The 22,858-nt window shown below is 41.6% G+C and carries 32 protein-coding genes; 30 read left to right on the forward strand and 2 right to left on the reverse strand.

Annotated features, from left to right (window positions below):
- Nucleotides 1-3 precede the first annotated feature (3 nt).
- The 30 genes from rplP (at nt 4) to BMZ95_RS02100 (ending at nt 21,143) form a co-directional block, all read left to right on the forward strand.
- Nucleotides 4-435 carry a 50S ribosomal protein L16 gene (gene rplP, locus BMZ95_RS01955; protein ID WP_003692951.1) on the forward strand — a complete coding sequence of 144 codons (432 nt, stop codon included), beginning with the start codon at nt 4-6 and terminating at the stop codon, nt 433-435.
- The gene (gene rpmC, locus BMZ95_RS01960) at nt 425-619 is read left to right on the forward strand and encodes a 50S ribosomal protein L29 (RefSeq protein ID WP_003696805.1); all 195 of its coding nucleotides are present in this window, start codon (nt 425-427) and stop codon (nt 617-619) included. Before rplP ends, rpmC begins: the two co-directional genes overlap by 11 nt.
- A 27-nt stretch (nt 620-646) precedes the next feature.
- A complete protein-coding gene (gene rpsQ, locus BMZ95_RS01965; RefSeq protein ID WP_003692954.1) occupies nt 647-913 on the forward strand; it encodes a 30S ribosomal protein S17 in 267 nt (88 codons plus the stop codon).
- Between the two features lie 62 nt (nt 914-975).
- On the forward strand, nt 976-1,344 hold the full coding sequence (gene rplN / locus BMZ95_RS01970) for a 50S ribosomal protein L14 (RefSeq protein ID WP_004050293.1): 369 nt from the start codon (nt 976-978) through the stop codon (nt 1,342-1,344).
- A gap of 35 nt (nt 1,345-1,379) precedes the next feature.
- Nucleotides 1,380-1,700 (forward strand): 50S ribosomal protein L24, encoded by a 321-nt coding sequence (gene rplX / locus BMZ95_RS01975; RefSeq protein ID WP_003692957.1) that lies wholly within the window; start codon nt 1,380-1,382, stop codon nt 1,698-1,700.
- Between the two features lie 28 nt (nt 1,701-1,728).
- The gene (gene rplE, locus BMZ95_RS01980; RefSeq protein WP_003692959.1) at nt 1,729-2,271 is read left to right on the forward strand and encodes a 50S ribosomal protein L5; all 543 of its coding nucleotides are present in this window, start codon (nt 1,729-1,731) and stop codon (nt 2,269-2,271) included.
- A 12-nt stretch (nt 2,272-2,283) separates the two neighbouring features.
- Nucleotides 2,284-2,469 carry a type Z 30S ribosomal protein S14 gene (locus tag BMZ95_RS01985; RefSeq protein WP_003692960.1) on the forward strand — a complete coding sequence of 62 codons (186 nt, stop codon included), beginning with the start codon at nt 2,284-2,286 and terminating at the stop codon, nt 2,467-2,469.
- Nucleotides 2,470-2,500: 31 nt separating this feature from the next.
- Nucleotides 2,501-2,899, forward strand: a complete 399-nt coding sequence (rpsH, locus tag BMZ95_RS01990; protein ID WP_003692961.1) for a 30S ribosomal protein S8 — start codon at nt 2,501-2,503, stop codon at nt 2,897-2,899.
- 31 nt (nt 2,900-2,930) lie between these two features.
- Nucleotides 2,931-3,467, forward strand: a complete 537-nt coding sequence (gene rplF / locus BMZ95_RS01995; protein WP_014072868.1) for a 50S ribosomal protein L6 — start codon at nt 2,931-2,933, stop codon at nt 3,465-3,467.
- 37 nt (nt 3,468-3,504) lie between these two features.
- The gene (gene rplR / locus BMZ95_RS02000) at nt 3,505-3,870 is read left to right on the forward strand and encodes a 50S ribosomal protein L18 (protein ID WP_003692965.1); all 366 of its coding nucleotides are present in this window, start codon (nt 3,505-3,507) and stop codon (nt 3,868-3,870) included.
- A 21-nt stretch (nt 3,871-3,891) separates the two neighbouring features.
- Nucleotides 3,892-4,392 (forward strand): 30S ribosomal protein S5, encoded by a 501-nt coding sequence (gene rpsE / locus BMZ95_RS02005; protein ID WP_003692966.1) that lies wholly within the window; start codon nt 3,892-3,894, stop codon nt 4,390-4,392.
- Nucleotides 4,393-4,409: 17 nt separating this feature from the next.
- Nucleotides 4,410-4,592 (forward strand): 50S ribosomal protein L30, encoded by a 183-nt coding sequence (gene rpmD, locus BMZ95_RS02010; protein ID WP_003696799.1) that lies wholly within the window; start codon nt 4,410-4,412, stop codon nt 4,590-4,592.
- A gap of 33 nt (nt 4,593-4,625) precedes the next feature.
- The gene (gene rplO, locus BMZ95_RS02015; protein WP_003698906.1) at nt 4,626-5,060 is read left to right on the forward strand and encodes a 50S ribosomal protein L15; all 435 of its coding nucleotides are present in this window, start codon (nt 4,626-4,628) and stop codon (nt 5,058-5,060) included.
- Between the two features lie 3 nt (nt 5,061-5,063).
- Entirely contained in the window at nt 5,064-6,362 is a 1,299-nt protein-coding gene (gene secY, locus BMZ95_RS02020; protein WP_003692973.1) for a preprotein translocase subunit SecY, read from the forward strand.
- A gap of 164 nt (nt 6,363-6,526) precedes the next feature.
- A complete protein-coding gene (locus BMZ95_RS02025) occupies nt 6,527-7,186 on the forward strand; it encodes an adenylate kinase (protein WP_014072869.1) in 660 nt (219 codons plus the stop codon).
- A gap of 211 nt (nt 7,187-7,397) precedes the next feature.
- Nucleotides 7,398-7,616, forward strand: coding sequence for a translation initiation factor IF-1 (gene infA, locus BMZ95_RS02030; RefSeq protein ID WP_003692975.1), 219 nt, complete (start codon nt 7,398-7,400; stop codon nt 7,614-7,616).
- A 34-nt stretch (nt 7,617-7,650) separates the two neighbouring features.
- The gene (gene rpmJ, locus BMZ95_RS02035; protein WP_003696792.1) at nt 7,651-7,764 is read left to right on the forward strand and encodes a 50S ribosomal protein L36; all 114 of its coding nucleotides are present in this window, start codon (nt 7,651-7,653) and stop codon (nt 7,762-7,764) included.
- A gap of 22 nt (nt 7,765-7,786) precedes the next feature.
- On the forward strand, nt 7,787-8,152 hold the full coding sequence (gene rpsM / locus BMZ95_RS02040; protein ID WP_014072870.1) for a 30S ribosomal protein S13: 366 nt from the start codon (nt 7,787-7,789) through the stop codon (nt 8,150-8,152).
- 26 nt (nt 8,153-8,178) lie between these two features.
- A complete protein-coding gene (gene rpsK, locus BMZ95_RS02045; RefSeq protein ID WP_014072871.1) occupies nt 8,179-8,565 on the forward strand; it encodes a 30S ribosomal protein S11 in 387 nt (128 codons plus the stop codon).
- A gap of 85 nt (nt 8,566-8,650) precedes the next feature.
- Nucleotides 8,651-9,595, forward strand: coding sequence for a DNA-directed RNA polymerase subunit alpha (locus tag BMZ95_RS02050; RefSeq protein WP_003692979.1), 945 nt, complete (start codon nt 8,651-8,653; stop codon nt 9,593-9,595).
- A 30-nt stretch (nt 9,596-9,625) separates the two neighbouring features.
- Complete coding sequence (rplQ, locus tag BMZ95_RS02055) at nt 9,626-10,009, forward strand: 50S ribosomal protein L17 (protein WP_046921994.1); 384 nt, start codon at nt 9,626-9,628, stop codon at nt 10,007-10,009.
- Nucleotides 10,010-10,334: 325 nt separating this feature from the next.
- Complete coding sequence (locus BMZ95_RS02060; RefSeq protein ID WP_046921995.1) at nt 10,335-11,486, forward strand: hypothetical protein; 1,152 nt, start codon at nt 10,335-10,337, stop codon at nt 11,484-11,486.
- 97 nt (nt 11,487-11,583) lie between these two features.
- Nucleotides 11,584-12,423 (forward strand): energy-coupling factor ABC transporter ATP-binding protein, encoded by an 840-nt coding sequence (locus BMZ95_RS02065; protein ID WP_014072874.1) that lies wholly within the window; start codon nt 11,584-11,586, stop codon nt 12,421-12,423.
- Entirely contained in the window at nt 12,399-13,265 is an 867-nt protein-coding gene (locus BMZ95_RS02070; RefSeq protein ID WP_014072875.1) for an energy-coupling factor ABC transporter ATP-binding protein, read from the forward strand. The genes BMZ95_RS02065 and BMZ95_RS02070 overlap by 25 nt, the downstream gene beginning before the upstream one ends.
- Nucleotides 13,258-14,055 carry an energy-coupling factor transporter transmembrane component T family protein gene (locus BMZ95_RS02075; protein WP_046921996.1) on the forward strand — a complete coding sequence of 266 codons (798 nt, stop codon included), beginning with the start codon at nt 13,258-13,260 and terminating at the stop codon, nt 14,053-14,055. The genes BMZ95_RS02070 and BMZ95_RS02075 overlap by 8 nt, the downstream gene beginning before the upstream one ends.
- Nucleotides 14,055-14,807, forward strand: coding sequence for a tRNA pseudouridine(38-40) synthase TruA (truA, locus tag BMZ95_RS02080; RefSeq protein WP_046921997.1), 753 nt, complete (start codon nt 14,055-14,057; stop codon nt 14,805-14,807). Before BMZ95_RS02075 ends, truA begins: the two co-directional genes overlap by 1 nt.
- Before the next feature lie 155 nt (nt 14,808-14,962).
- Complete coding sequence (gene rplM, locus BMZ95_RS02085) at nt 14,963-15,406, forward strand: 50S ribosomal protein L13 (protein ID WP_046921998.1); 444 nt, start codon at nt 14,963-14,965, stop codon at nt 15,404-15,406.
- 18 nt (nt 15,407-15,424) lie between these two features.
- Complete coding sequence (gene rpsI, locus BMZ95_RS02090) at nt 15,425-15,817, forward strand: 30S ribosomal protein S9 (RefSeq protein WP_003698908.1); 393 nt, start codon at nt 15,425-15,427, stop codon at nt 15,815-15,817.
- A 185-nt stretch (nt 15,818-16,002) separates the two neighbouring features.
- Nucleotides 16,003-20,397 carry an Eco57I restriction-modification methylase domain-containing protein gene (locus BMZ95_RS02095; protein ID WP_046921999.1) on the forward strand — a complete coding sequence of 1,465 codons (4,395 nt, stop codon included), beginning with the start codon at nt 16,003-16,005 and terminating at the stop codon, nt 20,395-20,397.
- A 2-nt stretch (nt 20,398-20,399) separates the two neighbouring features.
- Nucleotides 20,400-21,143 carry a DNA methyltransferase family protein gene (locus BMZ95_RS02100; protein ID WP_046922000.1) on the forward strand — a complete coding sequence of 248 codons (744 nt, stop codon included), beginning with the start codon at nt 20,400-20,402 and terminating at the stop codon, nt 21,141-21,143.
- Between the two features lie 313 nt (nt 21,144-21,456).
- Here BMZ95_RS02100 and BMZ95_RS02105 read toward each other — a convergent pair whose 3' ends face one another.
- Both BMZ95_RS02105 and BMZ95_RS02110 read right to left on the reverse strand, forming a co-directional pair.
- Complete coding sequence (locus BMZ95_RS02105; RefSeq protein WP_046922001.1) at nt 21,457-21,789, reverse strand: hypothetical protein; 333 nt, start codon at nt 21,787-21,789, stop codon at nt 21,457-21,459.
- A 270-nt stretch (nt 21,790-22,059) separates the two neighbouring features.
- Complete coding sequence (locus BMZ95_RS02110) at nt 22,060-22,485, reverse strand: hypothetical protein (protein ID WP_046922002.1); 426 nt, start codon at nt 22,483-22,485, stop codon at nt 22,060-22,062.
- Nucleotides 22,486-22,858: the final 373 nt, after the last annotated feature.

Here is a 22,858-nt window from a genome sequence, read left to right on the forward strand (position 1 = left end):
TCTATGTTAGTACCAAAACGTGTAAAGCACCGTCGTGAATTCCGCGGTAAGATGCGTGGTGAAGCTAAAGGCGGCAAGGAAGTTGTTTTCGGCGAATTTGGTTTGCAGGCTCTTGATTCACATTGGATCACAAACCGTCAAATCGAAGCTGCTCGTATTGCAATGACTCGTTATATGAAGCGTGGTGGGAAAGTTTGGATTAAGATTTTCCCTCACAAGTCTTACACAGCTAAGGCTATCGGTGTTCGTATGGGTTCTGGGAAAGGTGCTCCAGAAGGTTGGGTAGCTCCAGTTAAGCGCGGCAAGGTTATGTTTGAAATCGGCGGCGTTTCTGAAGAAATTGCCCGTGAAGCATTGCGTTTGGCATCACACAAACTCCCAGTCAAGACAAAGTTTGTAAAACGTGAGGTAGGTGGCGAATCAAATGAAGATTAATGAACTTAATGAATTAACCACTGCTGAAATGCTTGAAAAAGAAAAGCAATTCAAAGAAGAATTATTCAACCTGCGTTTCCAATTAGCTACCGGTCAATTAGAAAATACGGCTCGCTTAAAGGAAGTTCGCAAGTCGATTGCACGCATCAAGACAGTATTGCGTCAAAAAGAATTAAACAAGTAAGAATACGAAGAAGGAGGCTAATCGCGCATGAGTGAAGGTCGTAACCAACGCAAAGTCTATCAAGGACGTGTCGTTTCTGACAAGATGGATAAAACAATCACAGTTGTTGTTGAAACTTATGTTAACCACAAAGTTTACGGCAAGCGTGTCAAGTATTCCAAGAAGTACAAGGCACATGACGAAAACAACGAAGCAAAAGTTGGCGACATCGTCAAGATTATGGAAACACGCCCATTGTCAGCTACAAAACGTTTCCGTTTATTAGAAATCGTTGAAAAAGCAGTTATTATCTAATCTGATAATCAACTTAACATTCGTATTCTGATCTATCTAATAGCGAAAGGAGGTCACATACTGTGATCCAACAAGAAAGTCGTTTGAAAGTCGCTGATAATTCAGGTGCTCGTGAAATCTTGGTTATCAAGATCTTGGGCGGTTCTCGTGTGAAGACTGCAAATATCGGTGACATTATTGTTGCTACTGTTAAACAAGCAACACCAGGTGGCGTTGTCAAAAAAGGCGATGTTGTCAAGGCTGTTGTTGTTCGTACAAAGTCTGGTGCACACCGTGCAGACGGTTCTTACATCAAGTTTGATGAAAATGCCGCTGTAATCATCGGTGATGATAAGTCACCTAAGGGTACACGTATTTTCGGGCCGGTTGCTCGTGAATTACGTGACGGAAACTTCATGAAGATTGTTTCCTTAGCACCTGAAGTATTGTAATAACCGTATATCAGGCAAGGAGGTGCGCAAGCAGAATGTTCATCAAAAGCAATGACAAAGTTAAAGTGATCGCCGGTAAGGACAAGGGCAAGGAAGGCGTTGTATTACGCGTATTGCCTGCCAAGGATCGCGTGGTCGTTAAAGGCGTAAACGTCGTTAAGAAACATCAAAAGCCAAACAACGCAAACCCAAATGGCGGTATCGTTGAATTTGAAGCACCAATTCATGTTTCTAACGTTATGCTCATTGACCCATCTACAAACGAACCAACACGTGTTGGCTTCAAGGTTGTTGATGGCAAGAAAGTTCGTGTTTCCAAGAAATCCGGAAATGCTATCGAATATAAAGAAGACTAATTAGTCGAGAAAGGAGGAACTATTCTTCATGGTCAATCGTTTAAAAGAAAAATATGATAAAGAAATCGTTCCATCAATGATGGAAAAATTCAATTACACATCAATCATGCAAGCCCCAAAGGTTGATAAGATCGTTATCAATATGGGTGTTGGTGATGCTGTAGCAAACGCTAAGAATTTGGATGAAGCTGTCGAAGAACTTACACTGATTGCTGGTCAAAAGCCTGTAATTACACGTGCTAAGAAGTCTATCGCTGGTTTCCGTCTTCGCGAAGGCATGGCCATCGGTGCCAAAGTTACGCTTCGCGGCCAACGTATGTACGAATTCTTAGACAAGTTGGTTTCAGTTTCATTGCCACGTGTGCGTGATTTCCACGGTGTAAGCAAGCGCGCCTTTGACGGTCGCGGCAACTACACATTGGGTGTACGTGAACAATTGATCTTCCCTGAAATTGATTTTGATAATGTTAATAAAGTACGCGGTTTGGATATCGTTATCGTTACGACAGCCAACACTGATGAAGAATCACGCGAACTTTTGACACAACTCGGAATGCCATTCGCTAAATAAGGGGGTATTACATTGGCTAAAAAGTCACAAGTTGTAAGAAATCATCGACCAGCCAAGTTCTCGACACAAGCTTACACACGTTGCGAACGCTGTGGTCGTCCACATTCTGTATATCGTAAATTTAAGTTATGCCGTGTTTGCCTGCGCGACCTTGCCCACAAGGGTCAAATCCCTGGCATGAAAAAGGCTAGCTGGTAATCCAAATATTCTATAAAAGGAGGCAAACAACATGGCAATGACTGATCCAATTGCAGACTTCTTGACACGTATTCGCAATGCCAACATGGTAAAGCACGAATCCGTAGAAGTTCCTGCTTCAAAGATGAAACGTGACATCGCTGAAATCCTTAAGAATGAAGGATTTATCCGTGATGTTGAATACATCGATGATGACAAGCAAGGCATCATCCGCGTATTCTTGAAATATGGTAAAAATAACGAACGCGTAATTTCTGGCCTTCGTCGTATCTCTAAGCCAGGCTTGCGTTCATACGTTAAAGCAGACGCTGTTCCTAAGGTTCTTAACGGCTTGGGCATCGCTATCCTGTCAACATCTGAAGGTGTCATGACAGACAAAGATGCACGCGCTAAGAAAATTGGCGGCGAAGTAATTGCTTACGTTTGGTAATATAAATTAACCGCAAGGAGGTGTCCATTCCGTGAGTCGTATTGGTTATAAAGCAGTTGAATTGCCTGCAGGAGTTGAAGTCAAGCAAGACGGCAACGTTGTGACTGTCAAGGGTCCTAAAGGTGAATTAACTCGTGAATTTTCAGATTTGATCAAAATCAACGTTGAAGGCAACGTTGTAACTTTTGAACGTTCATCTGATGACAACAAGTCTAAATCATTGCACGGTACAACGCGTGCAAACTTCCACAACATGGTTGTTGGCGTTTCAGAAGGTTTCAAGAAGGAACTTGAACTTCGTGGTGTTGGTTACCGTGCACAAATGCAAGGTAAGAAGCTCGTTTTGAACGTTGGCTATTCTCACCCTGTAGAATTTGAAGAAGAAGATGGCATTACTTATGAAACACCATCTGCAACTTCAATTATCGTTTCCGGTATCAATAAGGAAGAAGTTGGCGATTGTGCAGCTCGCATTCGTGCAACTCGTGCACCAGAACCTTACAAGGGCAAAGGTATTCGTTACGTTGGCGAATTTGTTCGTCGTAAGGAAGGTAAGACTGGTAAATAATCTTGCAGCATGATGCTGTTTTAATTTTAATTAAGAGGTGAAAATTGTGATTTCAAAACCAGACAAGAATAAGACACGTCAAAAACGTCATACGCGTGTCCGTGGTAAAATCTCTGGTACTGCTGAGTGCCCACGCTTAAATGTTTATCGTTCAAACAAAAACATCTACGCTCAAGTTATTGATGACGTAGCGGGTGTGACGCTAGTTAGTGCCTCTACTTTAGACAGTGAAGTTAGCGGCAGCACAAAGACTGAACAAGCTGCTTCAGTTGGTGCTGTAGTTGCTAAGCGTGCTGCAGACAAGGGTATCAAAGAAGTTGTATTTGACCGTGGCGGATACCTTTATCATGGTCGTGTGCAAGCTTTGGCTGAAGCTGCGCGCGAAAACGGCTTAGACTTTTAGGAAAAGGAGGAAATAACGTTTATGACTTTTATTGATCCAGCTCAATTAGATTTAGAAGACCGCGTCGTTGCAATCAACCGTATCACTAAAGTTGTTAAAGGTGGCCGTCGCCTCCGTTTTGCAGCTTTGGTTATCGTTGGCGACCACAACGGTCACGTGGGCTTCGGTACAGGTAAAGCTCAAGAAGTTCCAGAAGCTATTCGCAAGGCTGTTGATGCTGCTCGTAAGAACTTGATCAAAGTTCCAATGGTCGGAACAACACTTCCTCACGAAGTTGTCGGTCAATACAGCGGTAGCCGCATCTTGCTTAAGCCAGCTGAAGCAGGTTCTGGGGTTGCAGCCGGCGGTGCAGTTCGTGCCGTTATGGAACTTGCCGGAGTTGCTGATGTTACAAGTAAATCATTGGGCTCCAACACACCAATCAACGTTGTTCGCGCAACAATGGATGGTTTGTCAAGAATGAAGGATGCTGAAGAAGTTGCTGCAATGCGCGGCGTTTCCGTACAGCATTTAGCAGAATAATTAAGGAGGACAAATTCATGGCTAACTTGAAAGTTACATTAGTTCGTTCTGTCATCGGACGTCCTCAAAACCAACGCGATATCGTTAAGGGCCTTGGCCTTGGACGTGTCAATAGCTCTGTCGTTGTTCCTGACAATGCTGCTATGCGTGGTGTGATCCGCAAGATCAATCATTTAGTGGACGTTGAATTGGCTAAATAATTATTATTTAGAAGAATGGAGGTGCCAACCCTAATGAAATTACATGAATTAAAGCCAGCAGAAGGCTCACGTCAATTGCGCAACCGCGTAGGTCGTGGTACTTCATCCGGCAATGGTAAGACTGCAGGCCGTGGCCAAAAAGGTCAAAAGGCTCGTAGCAAGGTGCGTGTAGGTTTTGAAGGTGGACAAATGCCATTGTTCCGTCGTATGCCTAAGCGCGGTTTCAAGAACGTAAATCGCAAGGATTACGCAATTGTTAACTTGGAAACATTAAACAAATTTGAAGACGGCACGGAAGTTACGCCAGCATTGTTGGTTGAAACACGTGTTGTTAAAGATGAAAAAGATGGTATCAAGGTTTTGGGCAATGGTGAATTGACAAAGAAGCTTACTGTCAAGGCAAGCAAGTTCTCTGCATCTGCCAAAGCAGCCATCGAAGCAGCAGGCGGTACAGCTGAGGTGATGTAATAAATGCTTAAAACAATGAAGAACGCCTTTGCTGTAAAAGAGATTCGTCAAAAAATCTTATTTACCTTAGGTGTCTTGATTGTATTTCGTTTAGGCACTTACATCACTGTCCCTGGGATCAACGCTAAAGCTTTGCAAAGCGTTGCGTCTTCAGGGTTAATTAGTATCTTGAATACTTTTAGCGGTGGCGGTTTGACAAACTACTCCATTCTCGCAATGGGAGTTTCTCCATATATTACTGCTCAAATCGTTATTCAATTGTTGCAAATGGACATTGTTCCGCGATTTGTTGAATTGGGTAAACAAGGGGAAGTTGGTCGTCGTAAGCTCAACCAATATACGAGATATTTAACGATCGTGCTTGCGTTTATACAATCAATCGGTATTACGGCCGGTTTCAACTACATGAGTAGCTTGAATCTGGTCCAACATCCAGGTGTTAAAACGTATATCAGTATCGGTATCATTTTGACTGGTGGTACCATGTTCACGACCTGGTTAGGTGACATGATTACGGAACGCGGTCTTGGCAACGGAATTTCCATGATTATCATGGCGGGTATTTTGGCTCGCGTTCCCGTTGGCGTTCATCAGATTTACGTTGAACAATTCAAGAGTGCTTCCAGTATCTGGCAGCCAATTTTGTATGTTGTCGTTCTTGCATTGGTCATCTTGGTTATCGTAACGTTTGTAACTTACGTCCAACAGGCTAATTACAAGATTCCGATTCAATATACGAGACGTCTTGCAGGAGCTTCAGAGAGTTCGTATCTTCCGCTGAAGATCAACATTGCCGGTGTTATTCCGGTTATCTTTGCAAGTTCATTTATTGCTACGCCGCAGACGATTTTGATGCTCTTTACTCAAAATCACTCAGAAGATACTTGGTATCAGGTGATGAGCAATCTTTTCAACATGCAGACGACTTCAGGTATGATTCTGTATACTGTTTTGATCATTGTGTTTACATTCTTCTATGCCTTTGTTCAGGTCAACCCTGAAAAATTGGCTGAAAACTTGCAAAAGCAAGGCAGTTATATTCCTTCTGTCTGGCCGGGCAAGGAAACGGAGAAGTATGTATCAGGTCTCTTAATGCGTTTGAGTTCCGTTGGTTCATTATTCTTGGGGCTTGTTTCCTTGATCCCATTGATTGCATCCTCCGTTTGGGGCTTGGATGAGTCGATCGGATTAGGTGGTACGAGTCTGCTGATTGTTGTCGGGGTTACCCTCGAAACAATGCGTCAATTACAAGGTATGATGATGAAGCGTGAATATGTTGGTTTCATTCGTGACGAAGCCTAACGCTGCTAGATGAGAAGTCGGGTTTTCCCGGCTTCTTTTTTTATGAAATGCAGAGCTTTCAATGCACTGCATTTTTAAGCGGCAGCATTATTTTTCCTACTATTGAACGGATATTTAAGGTATAATGAACGAGTAGGACATTGAATAATAAAGGAGAAATTGTCATGGCATTAAATCTTATGTTGATGGGTCTTCCTGGCGCCGGCAAGGGAACTCAAGCTGAAAAAATCGTGGATGAATACAAGATTCCACACATTTCAACAGGTGATATTTTCCGCGCCGCAATGAAGAACGGTACGCCGATGGGCCTTGAGGCTAAGAAGTTTATTGATAAGGGCGAACTTGTTCCTGATGAAGTTACGAATGGTATCGTTAAGGAACGTTTGGCAAAAGATGACGTGAATGACGGCTATATGTTGGACGGCTTTCCGCGCAACATGGCTCAAGCAGAAGCTTTGGATGAATTCGGCAAGGAACTTGGCAAGTCGCTCAGTTGCGTCATCAACATTCACGTTGATCCTGAATCATTGATGGAACGTTTGACAGGTCGCTACATCTGTCGCGATTGCGGTGCAACTTATCACAAGGTTTTCAACCCGACAAAAGTTGAAGGTACTTGCGATCGTTGCGGCGGTCACGAATTCTTCCAAAGAGAAGACGACAAACCTGAAACGGTCAAGAATCGTCTTGACGTTAACATCAAGATGAACACGCCATTGCTTGATTTTTACAAGAAACAAGGCCTGCTTCATGAAGTAAACGGCAACCAGGATATCGACAAGGTCTTCGCTGACATCAAGGAAATTTTGGACCAAATCAAATAAATTTTTCAAAAGAACCTGAATTGTTATTTTTTTGCAGTAGTGCTTGCAACCACAAGTCTATTGTGATATGATAATTCAGGTTTATCTTTTCAATAGGTGCAGTTTGCCCAAATTTGGAAATTGCCCTGCGGAAAAAGGTGGGACTCCAAAAAAGCTTCTCACATTTTGACGTGTAAAGTTTTAAAACCAAAATTTAAGGAGGTACTTTTGCGTGGCGAAAGATGATGTGATTGAAATTGAGGGTACGATTAAAGAAACGTTGCCCAATGCGATGTTTAAAGTTGAACTCGAAAACGGACACGAGATTCTTGCTCACGTTTCTGGCAAGATTCGCATGCACTACATTCGTATTTTACCAGGTGACAGGGTTACGGTTGAAATGTCCCCTTACGATTTGACTAAGGGTCGCATTACCTATCGCTTTAAATAGATTGTACTTCGAAACTATTCAGGAGGTATGATTAATGAAAGTAAGACCATCAGTTAAACCGATGTGCGAACATTGCAAAGTAATCAAGCGCAAGGGTCGCGTTATGGTTATTTGTGACAATCCTAAGCACAAACAACGTCAAGGCTAATAATTTAAGGAGGTGAAAATAAATGGCTCGTATTGCAGGTGTCGATTTACCACGTGACAAGCGTATCGTAATCGGCTTAACATACATCTACGGTATCGGTGATACTACTGCTAAGAATATCCTGGCAGAAGCAGGTGTTTCAGAAGATGTTCGTGTTCGTGATTTGACTTCTGATCAAGAAGACAAGATCCGTGCAGTTGTTGACAACTACAAGGTAGAAGGTGACCTTCGTCGTGAAGTATCCCTCAACATCAAGCGTCTTTCTGAAATCGGCTCATACCGCGGCCTTCGCCATCGTCGTCATTTGCCATCTCGTGGACAAAACACGAAGAACAATGCACGTACATGCAAAGGTCCTAAGGTAACTATTGCCGGTAAGAAGAAATAATCTAGAGTAAGGAGGTTAGCTATTTCATGGCAGTAAAGAAAGCTCGCAAGCGCCGTGTCAAGAAGAATATCGAAAGCGGTGTTGCACATATTCATTCCACATTCAATAACACACTTGTTATGATCACAGACGTTCATGGTAACGCTGTTGCATGGTCATCTGCAGGTGCATTAGGCTTCAAGGGTTCACGTAAGTCCACGCCGTTTGCCGCACAAATGGCAGCTGAAGCAGCTGCTAAGGGCGCAATGGATCATGGTATGAAGAACGTTGAAGTCGCAGTCAAAGGTCCTGGTTCCGGTCGTGAAGCAGCAATTCGTGCGCTTCAAGCAACAGGTCTTGAAGTTACATCTATCAAGGATGTTACACCAGTGCCTCATAACGGATGCCGTCCTCCAAAACGCCGTCGTGTTTAATGTGGATCAGTATTCATTTTGAGGGTACACTTCATAATGTTTTCGCCAGATTACACGTTACGTTTTGAAAGGGGTAAAGATAAGAATGATCGAATTTGAAAAACCAAAAATTCACAAAATTGAAGAAAGCAATAACCATGGCAAGTTTGTCATTGAACCGCTTGAACGTGGCTATGGTACGACATTAGGCAATTCGCTTCGTCGTATTCTGCTTTCTTCATTACCAGGTGCTGCTATCACAGACGTTCAAATTGATGGCGTTTTGCACGAATTCTCCACTGTAAAAGGTGTGCTTGAAGACGTGACTGAAATCATTTTGAATCTCAAGAAAGTTGCATTGAAACTCAACTCCGAAGAACCACAATCATTGGAATTCGATATTGTTGGACCTAAGGAAGTTACTGCCGGCGATATCAGCACGAACAGCGATGTTGAAATCCTCAATCCGGATCTTTACATCTGCACGGTTGCTGATGGTGCTTCATTCCATGCACGGATGACTGCAAACAAAGGTCGTGGCTACGTTTCCGCAAACGAAAACAAGGCTAAGGCAGATGATATGCCAATCGGCGTATTAGCAATCGACTCGATTTATACCCCGATCGAACGTGTCAACTACCAAGTAGAAAAAACACGTGTTGGTCAAAAAAATGATTATGACAAATTAACATTAGACGTATGGACTAACGGCTCAATCACGCCTAGCGAAGCAATTAGTCTGTCCGCTAAGATCTTAACGGAGCATTTGGCGTTATTCGTTAATTTGACAGATGAAGCTAAGAATGCTGAAATCATGGTCGAAAAAGAAGAAACGCACAAAGAAAAAATGCTCGAAATGACAATTGAGGAACTCGATTTGTCCGTTCGTTCATACAACTGTTTGAAGCGTGCAAGCATCAATACCGTGCAGGCTTTGACAAACAAGTCTGAATCTGACATGATGAAGGTTCGTAATTTGGGCCGCAAGTCATTGGAAGAAGTCAAGGCTAAGTTGGCAGATCTTGGTTTATCATTACGTCATGATGACTAATATTTTTTAATTAAGGGAGGGAATCTGTTCATGGCTTACCGCAAATTAGGACGCACAAGCGCACACCGCAAATCAATGTTACGCAACTTGACAACTGATTTGATCGTTAATGGTCGTATTGTCACAACAGAAACTCGTGCTAAAGAAGTACGCAAGTTTGCTGACAAGATGATCACATTAGGCAAGAAGGGCGATCTCGCTTCACGTCGTCGTGCAGCTGCATTCATGATGGATGTTATTGCAGACGTTAAGGAAGAAGAAGACAAGGTCGTTGCTCAAACTGCTTTGCAAAAACTTTTTGACGATGTTGCACCTCGTTTCGAAAACCGTAACGGTGGTTACACACGCATCATCAAGATGGATGCTCGCCGCGGCGATGCTGCAAAGATGGCTGTGCTTGAATTAGTTGACTAATTCAATAGCAATCGAATAAAAAAATTGTCACTTTTACAATGATAACTGGGCGTTACGATGTTGGGTTAAAATCCGAGTCTAGTCCTAAGTAGCAGGTTGCGGAACCTGTGAAACCTTCATTGTAAAAAGTGATTTTTTTTTGGCTTGAAGATGACGTCCAAGCCTTTTTTAGTTGTGTTTGGTTCATGTAGGAAAGTTGGTTTTTTATCGTGAGTTTTTCTAGTAAACTTCAAATAATTTTTGTACAATGAAACATAATATTGCCAATTCTCTATTGTTTTGTACGAAAGGAACGAATAATTTTGTTATTCTTGAAAATGTTTAAATGAAAATCAAAATTTGGCGCGGGATGACGATCATATTGGCAAGTTTTTGGAGCGTTTTCCTGTTCTTTAATGCATATATATACAAGACCAAACTCTATGAATCGAAATTTTCCATGATTTATGCAATTGCCGGGATTTTTGCGATGCTTTTTTATCTATGGCAGATTACCGTCTTGGTGATGCCTGAAAAAAGCTTCGACAGCTGGAACGAGTGGATACATAGTCTGCTTTTGAGAAATTTATTTGAAACCGCGTCGTGGCTGATGCTTTCGATAAGTTCGCTGCTCTATTTCATGACTGAAGAAAATTTTTTAAGCGGTGCGCTGCTACTTTTGTGTCTCGTTTTGGTCTGGGGATGCGGGGCTTGTCTGACATGGCTTCTTTTAAAGAAAGATTCCGGCCATGAACAAAAAGAACGCTCATTTGAAGCCGTTTCTTCGCGTCTGGAGAAAAACGTTCATTACGTTGTTGATTCGACTGTTGAGAAATTTGTCGAAAATGAAATCATCGTTCATTTTAATGCCTGCTTACGTCGAAGCATTTTGGCACTGGTGCTGACAAGCATTGTTTTGATCGTCAGCGTTTGCGATTTTGATTGGAACAGCTTGGTTTTTGCCGGCGCCTGCGTTTTTTTTGCACTGTATCTTGTGACAGGAAAGATTTCTTACCGATCAAAGGTTGCCAAACGGCGCAAACAGGCGGTATACCTTTTGTCGGCAGCACAATTGCTCGGTATTTACAAGACGATCATCTCGCTGGCTGATACCAGAATCTTGGATTTCAGGCCGATTGACGAGCTTCAGATCGCGTATTGCCTTTTCAGGGTCGAAACTTTTGATGAGTGCATGGCCTACATGGATACGATCTCTTCTGAAAAATACAGTACCGAACTCGAATATTTGCGGCTGTCATGCAATGTCGGCCTGCATCGGCGCGACCGTGCGCTTGCGCTCTTTGCTGATCTGCAGGAAAAAATCGCACGGATGAATCAAAAGAAAGCTCACGATTACAGACTGGGACTGACTTTTTTGAGCACGATTCTTTGGCGAAGATATGATCAGGCGCAGTTTGAATTGAATGCCTACAAGCCATGCATTACCGAAGAAGAAGAAACTTTTTATCAGGCCTGGATCGATGAACAGGCAATCTAGAAATCGTCGTGTCCGCAAGTTGACAATTTGCGACACGGCTTTTTTTTTTGTAAAATGTGGTATGATATTTTTAACATGATGAGAGCGGGGAAACAGATTGAGCTCAATAATTAAAATTAAAAATCTGACATTTTCATATTCAGCTGAAGAGGAAAGAAAAACACTGGATAACGTTAATTTAGAAATTGAAGCAGGCCAATGGGTCGCACTGATCGGCCACAACGGAAGCGGCAAGTCGACCTTGGCACGGTGCATTGACGGCCTGCTCATGCCTGAATCCGGGTCGATTGAAGTCGACGGACTGCATTTGACGGAAGAAACCGTCTGGGACGTCAGAGAACGCATCGGCATGGTTTTCCAAAATCCCGACAACCAGTTCGTTGGCGCGGACGTTGAAGGAGACGTGGCATTTGGCATGGAGAACAGGGGGATTCCGCGCTCAGAAATGCAAAAGCGCGTCAAAGAAGTTTTGGAAGCAGTCGATATGACCGCATTTGCAAAACACGAGCCCGTGCGTCTTTCAGGAGGGCAAAAGCAGCGCGTGGCGATTGCCGGCGTTCTGGCCGTCAGACCGAAGATCATTATTTTTGACGAATCGACAAGCATGCTGGATCCGGAAGGAAAAAGAGACATCGTCGGACTGATGCGTCGGCTGAACGATGAGGAAAACTTTACCATTATTTCGATCACGCACGACATCGATGAAGCCAGCCTGGCCGATCGCGTCATTGTCTTGAACGACGGCAGGGTCATTGATGATGACGTTCCGGAAAAAATTTTTGCGAGCGGTGATCTGCTGACGAAAATCGGACTTGATCTGCCGTACCCCGAAGCGTTGAAAGAAGAGCTGAAAGAAAAAGGAATCGATGTTCCAAATGAATATTTGGATGAAGAAGGGATGGTTGACTGGTTATGCCGATCCGCGTTGAAAAATTAAGCTACAGCTATCAGGCGGGCACGCCGATGGAACATAAGGCGCTGGAAGATGTTTCGCTTGAGATAACAGACGGAAGCTATACCGCCGTCATCGGCCACACCGGAAGCGGCAAGTCGACTCTGATGCAGCATTTGAACGGCTTGCTGAAGCCGACTGAAGGATTCCTGGAAATCAATGGACGTCAGATTACGCCGGAAACGCAAAACAAGGAGCTCGGCGATTTGAGAAAAGAAGTCGGGTTCGTTTTTCAGTTTCCTGAAGCGCAGCTGTTTGAAGAAACGGTCAAAAAAGATATTGCGTTTGCTCCGAAAAATTTCGGCAAGTCAGACGAGGAGGCAGAAGCAATCGCAGTCAGGATGGCCAAAATGGTCGATCTTCCCGATGAGGTTTTGGACAAGTCTCCGTTTGAGCTTTCCGGAGGGCAGATGCGGCGCGTGGCGATTGCCGGCATTTTGGCAATGGAGCCGAAAATTTTGGTTCTGGACGAACCGACGGCAGGACTTGATCCCATGGGTCGTCTGGAAATGATGCGGCTTTTTTCAAGACTTCACAAAAACGGGATGACGATCATTTTGGTAACGCACCAGATGAATGATGTCGCTGATTATGCCGACCATGCGCTGGTTTTGGAACATGGCAGACTGATTGCCGATACGACGCCAAAAGCTTTATTTTCAAAACCTGAATGGCTCAGAGAACATCATCTCGATCTGCCTCAGACGACCAAGTTTGCCGAAAAACTGATGGCAAGCGGGATGAAATTTGATTCTCTTCCGCTGACGAAAAAAGAATTGGCGCAGATCCTGGCGGACAGGATAAAAGGGGGTTCTGCAGATGAATAAGCTTTTGCTTGGGCGCTACGTCAACGGTGATTCTTTGGTTCACCGAATGGATGCCAGAAGCAAGCTGGTGCTCAGTTTCTATTTTGTGGCAATCATCTTTTTGTGCAACAACTGGCAGACGTATCTGTTGCTTACGGCATTTGTCTTGATGTGCGTCAAGTTTTCCGACCTTGGCATCGGATTTTTCATCAAAGGCGTCAAGCCCTTGCTTGGTTTGATCGTTTTTACCGTGCTTTTGCAGGTGTTTTTCACAAGAGGCGGCCATGTCTATTGGTCTTTCGGTCCGCTGTCCCTGACGCATTTTGGGATTGTCAACGGCTTTTACGTCTTTTGTCGCTTCGTTTTGATCATTTTCATGTCGACGCTTTTGACGCTGACGACTGCGCCGCTTGAAATTTCCGATGCGATCGAGTCGCTTTTGAAGCCGCTCAAGGCCATCAAGGTTCCGGTATACGAAATTTCCTTGATGCTTTCGATCGCATTGCGCTTTGTGCCGACTCTGATGGACGAAACGGAAAAGATCATGAATGCGCAAAGATCGCGCGGCGTCAATTTTTCGGAAGGGACTCTGATGCAACGGATCAAGGCCGTGATTCCGCTGTTGATTCCGCTGTTCGTCAGTTCGTTCAACCGTGCGGAAGAACTTGCGACGGCAATGGAAGCACGCGGTTATCGCGGAGGTGAAGGCCGGACGAAATACAGAGTGCAGGTTTGGACCAAAATCGACACGATTGCGGTGATTTTATTTGCGATTGTGACGATTCTGCTATTTATTTTGAGGAAATTTTAATGACTAGAAGATACAAGATTACGCTTGCTTATGACGGCACCAATTTTGCCGGTTTTCAGGTACAGCCGAATCAAAGAACCGTGCAATCGGTACTTGAGGATGCCGTCAACAAGATGAGCAAAAATTCTGATTACATCACGATTTACGGCTCCGGCAGAACGGATGCCGGCGTGCACGCTTTGGGACAGGTCGTGCATTTTGACTTTCCGCATGACATTCCGGCAGAAGGAATGCTCAAGGGGCTGAATTCAATGCTTCCGCTCGACTGCGAGGTTGTCGGATGCGAAATCGTTCCAAACGACTTCCATGCTCGTTTTACGACGCATGGCAAGCGCTACATGTACCGTGTCAGTCGCGGGCGTTTTACGAACCCGTTCAAGCGTTTTTACACGGGTCACTACAAATATCCGTTGGACATTGAAAAAATCAAGGAAGCCATGCCCGATCTGGTGGGAACGCATGATTTTTCAAGTTTTGTTGCTTCCGGCAGCCAAACGAAAAATCACGTTCGCACGATTTATGAGGCAACCGTCAGAGAAGACAAGGAAAACGACGAAATCATCTTTGAATTTTGTGGCAACGGCTTTTTGTACAACCAGGTCAGAATCATGGTGGCAACGCTGCTTGAAATCGGCAACGGCAAACGTCCCGTGCATGATTTTTTGAGATTGTACGAAGTCAAGGATCGAAATGAATGTCGCGAAACGGCGCCTGCCAGCGGACTGTATTTAAAAGAAGTCTATTATGACTAAGGAAAAATTGCAGATTCTTTAAATTTTTAAGAGAAATCCAATTGACTATATCGAAGAAAAATCGTAATATAGTATTTGGTATTGTTTGCCCCACAGTAAGCCCCGTTAATCTTATTGTATGTCAAACATGTATACATCAAATGGAGGAAATTAACGTGCGTACAACATATATTGCAAAACCAGGCGAAGTAGAACGTAAGTGGTATGTCGTAGACGCAACAGACGTGCCTTTGGGCCGTTTGTCAGCTGTTGTGGCTTCCGTATTACGCGGTAAGAACAAACCAACATTTACACCAAATGTTGATACAGGCGATTACGTAGTCGTTGTCAATGCTGAAAAGGTTGCTTTGACAGGTCGTAAAGACAAGAACAAGATTTATTACCATCACTCAAACCATCCAGGTGGCTTGAAGGCTCGTACAGCTGGTGATTACCGTGAAAAGGATCCGGAAAAGCTTATCGCATTGTCCGTTAAGGGCATGCTTCCAAAGGGTTCCCTTGGCCGTCAACAAGCTAAGAAGCTTCATGTATACCGTGGCACAGATCACAAGCATGCAGCACAAAACCCAGAAGTTTTGGATATCACTAACTTAATCTAACCTAGGAGGAAAACGATTTTGGCACAAGTACAATATCGCGGCACAGGCCGTCGTAAAAACTCTGTCGCTCGTGTAATCTTAGTTCCTGGTACAGGCAAGATCACGATGAACGGCAAACCTGCAGAAGAATATGTTCCATTTGCAAACTTACGCGAAGTTATGGTACAACCATTTGCTGTTACGGAAACAAAAGGTCAATATGACGTTTTGGTAAACGTAAACGGCGGTGGTTTCTCCGGCCAAGCAGGCGCTACACGTCATGGTATCGCTCGTGCATTGCTCGAAGTTGACCCAGATTTCCGTGGCGTTCTCAAGCGTGCAGGTCTTTTGACACGTGATGCACGTATGAAAGAACGTAAGAAGCCAGGTCTTAAGAAAGCTCGTAAGGCTTCACAATTCTCCAAGCGTTAATTTTCGATTATCGCAAGGAAAAAAGCACTCGCTCTATGGGGGCGGGTGCTTTTTTGCGTGGTGTAGGTCTGATTTTGCCTCAATAAGAGCTTCGTGATCAGATTTTTTTTGACGATGAAAAGTGCTATAATTTGTTTACTGGAATATGAATGGAAAAATCAATAGTGATGGCGGGGTGTTGTCATATGGAAAGTAATTTTGAGTTTTTAAAGGGCGATACTGATACGATTGACTTATATAAAACTGCAAGAGAGATTGAAGAAAATTATTGCAAAGAAAGATATGACGTGGAAAATATTTTGATTCGCAAAGTGCTTGAGCAGGTCGTCAAAATGGTGTTGGACTTCAATTATATTAATGTTCACGAAAGTTCAACGTTCAATGACTGTCTGCGCACCTCAAAAAATCATTCTTTTATACCATCAAAAATATTGAAACAATTCTATGAGTTAAAGAATATCGGGAATGATTCTGTTCACAATATCGTGGAATATTCTCATAGCGAAGCTTTAGAAAACATTAAAAAATTTCATGAAATTATGGTATGGTTTGCCACTGAATATACCGAACAAAGACCGAGGGTTGAAGATTTTAAAGAGCCTAAACTAAAAGCTGACTATAATCCCTTTGAAAGAAAAGTCATCTACGTTCAAACGGCGAACGGAAATTCTGATGAATGGCCCGCTTATAAAGGGGCGGAAAAAATCGGAGATGCCACAATTAAAGATCCTGAAACCGATAATACCCCTAATAGTCAAGATCTGAGGAACGCAGCTAAAAAGCGAGTTGCGGATTACATGGGAACGGCCGGTGTTCCCTACAATATTGAATGGGCAGAATTGGCTTGCTGCAAGGTTAACAAAACATGGTTCAGGGATTATGACGTTCATGATGTTTTAGAGCGATCAGGCGTAAAAAGAAATCCCAAACTTGGCAGAGAATGGTTCTTGACAGATTTAGAAACGGCTAAAGCAGCTATCAAGGCTGTTAAAGAAGGTCGAAAATCTTTGGAGGATTTGTCAAAAGTTCAAGACGGAAAAAAGTTTGCTATCAAGCTTCGTCCGGAACAAAAGGACGCAGTCAATAAAACAGTGAAAGTTTTCAAAAAAGATAACAAAATGTTATGGAATGCCAAGATGAGGTTTGGTAAGACGTTGTCGGCCTTATATCTTATTAAAAAAGAAAAATATCAACATGTTTTGATCATGACTGATCGTCCGGCAGTTGATGATAGCTGGTTTGAAGATTTTCGCAAGATGAATATGAATGAAGAAGGATATGCCTATGGTTCAAAAAATAATGGTGAGCCAATCAGCTGTCTTCAAAAAAGCAATAAGCCGTTTATTTATTTTGCAAGTATCCAAGATTTGAGGGGGTCAGAGATTTTTGGCGGAAAAACCGGTGATAAAAATCGTGAATTTGCTGAAATTGACTGGAATTTAATAATTGTTGATGAAGCTCACGAAGGAGCACAAACGGATCTGGCCAAAAATGTGATCAACGGAGTGAAAAATGAAAACACCAAGATTTTGGAACTTTCCGGGACACCGTTCAACATTATGGGCAATTACGATGAAGACCATATTTATACTTGGGATTACGTGATGGAACAAGAAGCTAAATGTGGTTGGGAAAAAGAACACCCTGACGAAAAAAATCCTTATGAGAACCTTCCAAAGGTTTTAATGTATACTTTTGACATTGCCGAGCAGTTTCGCGACAAAAATTACACCGACCTTTTGGACAAATCTTTTAACTTCAAAGAGTTTTTCAGGACGGATGATGAAGGAGAATTTGTTCATAAACAAGATGTCATTAAATTCTTGGATAACATTACTTCGCCTGACGAAAAGACCAATTACCCATTCTCTACTCAAAAATTCAGAGAAAATTTGCGGCACACGCTTTGGATCCTGCCAGGAGTCAAAGAAGCCAATGCTTTGGAAAAGCTGATGAAAAAACACCAGGTTTTTGGATTCGGCTATAATATCGTTAATGTCGTCAAAGATGACAAGTCAGACAACGTTGAAACATCAAATGCCAACGATCTGAAAAAAGTTCGCGATGCAATCGGGAACGATCCTTCAGCAACTCGGACCATAACTTTGACCGTTAGAAAATTAACTACGGGCGTTAACGTTCCGGAATGGACAGGGGTTGTTTTTCTGTCCAATACGACTAGCGCAATGCAATATCTACAGGCGGCATTTCGTGCTCAGACGCCATTTTTTGATGAGAAGATGGGGAGAAAGGCTGAATGTTTCATCTTTGATTTTGCTCCTGATCGAGCATTGACGGTTATGGCAGAATCCTCTCGGTTAAATACAGGGGTCGGCAAGAAAACATCTGCCGTTCAAAAAGAACAGATGGCCAAGCTTTTGAACTTTTTGCCGATCATCGGCGAATCAGGCAACGGAATGAAACGATACGAAGTTGACAGTCTGTTGACCAAAATCAAGCGAGTCTATGCCGAAAAAGCAGTTAAAACCGGTTTTGATGATGACTCTTTGTATTCAGACAATCTTCTGACTTTGAACGATGCCGATTTGAAAGAGTTTAATAAATTGAAAGCCATCGTAGGGACGACTAATAAGGAAAAGAGCCCAATCAAAATTGACGTTAACAAGCAGGGACTTTCTGACGAGGAATACGACCAGGCTGAACGAGGCAAAAAGAAGAAACCGAGGGAGCGGACACCAGAAGAAATCGCCGCCATGGAAAAGATGAAGGAATTAAAGAAACAGCGTAAGGCAATGATTTCAATTTTGCGTTCTGTTTCTATCCGGATTCCGATGATGATTTATGGGATGGATATTGATATTCAAGACGGCGTCAATATGAAAAAGTTTGTCAAGCTCGTTGATGATGTTTCTTGGACTGAATTCATGCCAAAAGGCGTTACCAAAGAATTATTCCTGGCTTTTTCCAAGTATTATGATCAAGAGGTATTCGTTGAAGCCGGAAGAATTATCAGGCGGAAAGTCAAAAAACTCGATTCTTTGGATCCAATCGATCGAACGGAGAAGCTGGCAGAAATATTTGGCTCCTTCCGTAACCCTGACAAGGAAACGGTTCTTACTCCATGGCGCGTGGTAAACATGCAGCTTGGTAAGACCATCGGCGGATACTCGTTTTATGATGAAGATTACAGGCAGACAACAGTTGATGGAAAGAGTGCTGCTCACTGGATTCAAACAAATTACACCGATAACGTTTTCAATTCTAATGCTCATATTCTGGAAATCAACGCCAAAACGGGTTTGTATCCGCTTTATGCGGCCACTTCACTGTATTTTAAAGAATTCGAAAAACTTAATGAGGAAAAAGCGGGCAAATTTACTCCCGAAGAAGAGTTCTTTTTGTGGAAGAAAATTCTTCGAGAAAATATTTTTGTCATTGCCAAAACACCGATGGCAAAGGCAATCACGAACCGCACGCTTTCCGGGTACCAGCATTTGGATACTAATGTTGAGTATATTGAAAATATTGTGGAGGATTCTAAGGAAAACTCGTCAAAAGAAGCTAAACTAGTAAGAAGTAGGTTTAATAATATGAAATTTGATGTAGTAATCGGAAATCCGCCATATACAGAAAAAGACGGAGGAGCTGGATCAAGTGGCAGTCCAATTTATCAAAACTTTGTCGAGTTATCTAAAAAGCTGGATCCAAAATATATTAGCTTAATCACACCAAGTAGATGGTTTGTTGGAGGAAAAGGCCTGGATGATTTTAGAGATAGTATGTTAAAAGACAATCAAATCAAAGAATTGCATGATTGGCTGACACCACAAGATATATTTCCGAGAACAAACATTCGAGGAGGGGTTTCTTTCTTTTTGTGGGAAAAAGGATATGATAATTCTAATGAAGGTGTCAGAGTTGTAACCTACAAAGATAATAAAATTGTGTCTGATTGTTTTAGAAATATGAAAATTGACGATATCGATGTATTTATCAGAGATAAAGTTGGATATGACTTCGTTTCAAATAATGTAAAGTTGTTGAAAGAAGATAATTTTTCTCTTCACATGTCGTCACGTAAGCCATATGGACTGGATACATCTTTTAATAAAAAAGGAAAATTATCCGATAGCAAAATCGGAATGAATGATCCTTTGTTGTGCTATGCAAATAATGGCAAGGTTGGATTTTTGGAAAGAGATAAAATAAGCCAAGGTTTTGATTCTATTGACGCATGGAAAGTTTTGACGACTCGTGCAAACAATGTCGGAACAGAATTAAATGATGATAACGTTAACACGATTATTGCATCACCAGGAACAGTATGTACAGAAACATATTTAGTAGTTGGCGCAGACTTAAATTTAGATAGTGCGAGTTCTAAAAACTTAAGTAAATACATGAAAACTAAATTTTTCAGATTTTTACACGGGCTAATGAAGGGTGGACAAGATGCATCTCTTAAAACTTTTAAGCTTATTCCAATGCAAGACTTTACGTGTGAATCTGATATAAAATGGGATCTTTCAATAGATGAAATTAACAGGCAGTTGTTTAGAAAGTATGGTTTAAACGAGGAAGAATGTAATCACATCAACACATCAATTAAGGAGATGTGATTATGGAATATGAACAGATAAAAAGTAATGAAAGAGTTAAGAATTATGGTGAAGTTTTTACTCCCCCAAAAACAGTCAATAAAATGTTAAATCTTTCTGGGATAAAAGAACATACCGAATTGCTTACGTCCACCTTCCTTGAACCCTCTGCTGGTGAGGGAGCCTTTTTGACTGAACTTTTGCACCGGAAAATGATTGTGGCTTTTGAAGATAGTTCAACTTTAGAAGAGTATGAAGATAATTGTTTGATTGCTCTTTCAACTTTATATGGGATTGAGTTGATGGAAGATAATGTTGAAATGCTGGTTATGAAGATGAACGATGTATTCCAACGTTGCTACCGTGAAGGATTGTCCAAATTTTTCGGAAAGGAAAACATGGATGTTGTTCGAAGCGCCATGGTGATTATTCAAGCCAATATGGTTCAGGGAAATACCCTGACAAAATTAGATGGAAACGGAAATCCCTTGATTTTTAGCGAATGGAAGCTTCCTCCTAAAAAGAAGGGGAAACGGCAGATGGTTCAACGTTTGGAATATACCTTCCAAGAAATTATCGATGGTTCGGATGAATCGGCAGGAAAGCTCAATCATGAAGGGACAACCGTAGTCAAAGAATATAGTCTGTTTGATTTTGACTATGAGGGTAATAAATTTCCCGATGATGAGGACGAAATAGACAAAAAAATCAGCTACGTTCCTGTCAGGATAACGGAAGTATATAAAAAATTGACTAAAGTTGAGTGAGGCTGGGAAAGACTATGCCTCAAACTAAAAAACTTGGATGATGCTGGGGAAAAAGCCTCTTTTCTCTCTTGAATTAAACGAAAAGCCGAACGAAGGCGGTCGATTTGCGACTGACTTTGTCCGGCTTTTTTTAATTTCCAATGAATAAAAACTACTTTTTTCAAGCATCAGTACTGCTCAATCAATCTTAGCCAAGATCTCACTCAAATTTACGGACAAAGTGCCATTTTTGGCTGATTTGTCCGTAAGCATTTTTTTCATGATAAATTCCTCCAATCTATCTATAATTTTGAATATAAATTCTTTTCCAACATTAACGGTAAGTTGAAAAATAATGCGTTAGCTTGCCATTATTAACGATGAAGTCATCAAGCATTGATTTTCCGTTGTAGTAAACTTGTTGAGCGTAGAAATAAAACGCTACTATTTTTTGAGCATATTCGTCTTGATTAGTATTATTTAACCCCTGTAACTTGAATGATTCAGCTAAAGATTCGCTGTAAAAGTCACGTTTTGTTTTGTCTGATAAATTTAGTCTTACTTTGTCTGCTACATACGCACGTTTAGCAGGTGTATCAAAGATTCGATTCATTTTTTGTACCTCAGTTTGAACATGAGGTGGTGTTACAAAAATTTTTGTGTTCATTTAGTTTTCTCCTTCCTATATTTTGGCTTTTTCTTGTGTGTCACAATATTACAATGGTGAAGCTCTACTCATAAACAACCTCCTTCGAATCGGTATTTTGACACGCATTTTCTTAGGCTAACCTAATGATTAAAATTTTAACAGCTTATTAAGCTGCTAAATAGAGTTATCTTAATTATTGTCGCGCATTCTACTAGGCTAACCTACGATAATAGTATAAATCTTTTTCGAATACTTTGCAAGTATTAACTCGCATTCTACTAAGCTGACCTAAAGCAAATCTTTTTCTATTTTTTGAATATATAAGTATTTCAACATCAACTTGACAGAAAAAGCCCTATATAAACGCATATTCCATTGCTCAGATAAGGTTGTTGTAATTTTATCTATTAATTCGCTTGTGTCATCTGTAAGCTTAAATTTTATCGTTCCGCCTTTAAGTTTGTCAATATTACTATTCAAAAAAATATCCTGCTCTTGTGAATAAACAACTTTATGATCTAAAACGTCTTTGAAGTTTACGCTATCTATATCATTACCTATTTCTTTTGCTGCTTCATCTAAGATGTAACCATACTCAATACCACCAGTTTCAAAGCTTTCAAATTGATTATCGATTTTTTTACTATAATAATCTTTTAAAATAAGCAAATAGCATTTTGCTTCATATCCAGTCCTAAATTGTTTTACTTTCATTTTATCACTCCTCGTATTATTTTATAAAAATCAAATTTTAGTTTGGCTTTTTTTAGTATTTTTTTAGGCTACACCAATTGTATGAATATCTTTTGTATTTGTCAAATCAAGTCTAATTTATTGTAGCAAATCACATCTAAATTCTTCCATTTTCATCAAATACAATCCACTTAATAATTCTAAAATCGTTGATATAAGTGGATATTCAAGTATATCGAACACACCAATATTTCAAAATTATTGCTCAAAGCGTTAATTTTCGATTATCGCAAGGAAAAAGCACTCGCTCTATGGGGGCGGGTGCTTTTTTGGCGTGTTTGGGGATGCGCTGGTGATTCGGCAACGAGTGGGCAACTTTTCGTAAAAGCATATT

Origin of the sequence: Ligilactobacillus ruminis DSM 20403 = NBRC 102161, assembly GCF_900113455.1 — a bacterium.
In the GTDB taxonomy this organism is placed as follows: Bacteria; Bacillota; Bacilli; order Lactobacillales; family Lactobacillaceae; genus Ligilactobacillus; species Ligilactobacillus ruminis.

Bases quoted from the DNA above. Each gene is read 5' to 3' on its own strand.
- rpmD (WP_003696799.1), top strand. From the start codon at position 4,410: ATGGCTAACTTGAAAGTTACATTAGTTCGTTCTGTCATCGGACGTCCT.
- BMZ95_RS02025 (WP_014072869.1), top strand. From the start codon at position 6,527: ATGGCATTAAATCTTATGTTGATGGGTCTTCCTGGCGCCGGCAAGGGA.
- BMZ95_RS02105 (WP_046922001.1), bottom strand. From the start codon at position 21,789: ATGAACACAAAAATTTTTGTAACACCACCTCATGTTCAAACTGAGGTA.
- rpsK (WP_014072871.1), top strand. From the start codon at position 8,179: ATGGCAGTAAAGAAAGCTCGCAAGCGCCGTGTCAAGAAGAATATCGAA.
- rplP (WP_003692951.1), top strand. From the start codon at position 4: ATGTTAGTACCAAAACGTGTAAAGCACCGTCGTGAATTCCGCGGTAAG.
- rpsH (WP_003692961.1), top strand. From the start codon at position 2,501: ATGGCAATGACTGATCCAATTGCAGACTTCTTGACACGTATTCGCAAT.
- rplO (WP_003698906.1), top strand. From the start codon at position 4,626: ATGAAATTACATGAATTAAAGCCAGCAGAAGGCTCACGTCAATTGCGC.
- truA (WP_046921997.1), top strand. From the start codon at position 14,055: ATGACTAGAAGATACAAGATTACGCTTGCTTATGACGGCACCAATTTT.
- rpsE (WP_003692966.1), top strand. From the start codon at position 3,892: ATGACTTTTATTGATCCAGCTCAATTAGATTTAGAAGACCGCGTCGTT.
- rpsM (WP_014072870.1), top strand. From the start codon at position 7,787: ATGGCTCGTATTGCAGGTGTCGATTTACCACGTGACAAGCGTATCGTA.
- BMZ95_RS02110 (WP_046922002.1), bottom strand. From the start codon at position 22,485: ATGAAAGTAAAACAATTTAGGACTGGATATGAAGCAAAATGCTATTTG.
- secY (WP_003692973.1), top strand. From the start codon at position 5,064: ATGCTTAAAACAATGAAGAACGCCTTTGCTGTAAAAGAGATTCGTCAA.
- rpsQ (WP_003692954.1), top strand. From the start codon at position 647: ATGAGTGAAGGTCGTAACCAACGCAAAGTCTATCAAGGACGTGTCGTT.
- BMZ95_RS02075 (WP_046921996.1), top strand. From the start codon at position 13,258: ATGAATAAGCTTTTGCTTGGGCGCTACGTCAACGGTGATTCTTTGGTT.
- BMZ95_RS02050 (WP_003692979.1), top strand. From the start codon at position 8,651: ATGATCGAATTTGAAAAACCAAAAATTCACAAAATTGAAGAAAGCAAT.
- BMZ95_RS02070 (WP_014072875.1), top strand. From the start codon at position 12,399: ATGCCGATCCGCGTTGAAAAATTAAGCTACAGCTATCAGGCGGGCACG.
- rplE (WP_003692959.1), top strand. From the start codon at position 1,729: ATGGTCAATCGTTTAAAAGAAAAATATGATAAAGAAATCGTTCCATCA.
- rpmJ (WP_003696792.1), top strand. From the start codon at position 7,651: ATGAAAGTAAGACCATCAGTTAAACCGATGTGCGAACATTGCAAAGTA.
- BMZ95_RS02100 (WP_046922000.1), top strand. From the start codon at position 20,400: ATGGAATATGAACAGATAAAAAGTAATGAAAGAGTTAAGAATTATGGT.
- rpmC (WP_003696805.1), top strand. From the start codon at position 425: ATGAAGATTAATGAACTTAATGAATTAACCACTGCTGAAATGCTTGAA.
- rplX (WP_003692957.1), top strand. From the start codon at position 1,380: ATGTTCATCAAAAGCAATGACAAAGTTAAAGTGATCGCCGGTAAGGAC.
- rplQ (WP_046921994.1), top strand. From the start codon at position 9,626: ATGGCTTACCGCAAATTAGGACGCACAAGCGCACACCGCAAATCAATG.
- BMZ95_RS02095 (WP_046921999.1), top strand. From the start codon at position 16,003: ATGGAAAGTAATTTTGAGTTTTTAAAGGGCGATACTGATACGATTGAC.
- BMZ95_RS02060 (WP_046921995.1), top strand. From the start codon at position 10,335: ATGAAAATCAAAATTTGGCGCGGGATGACGATCATATTGGCAAGTTTT.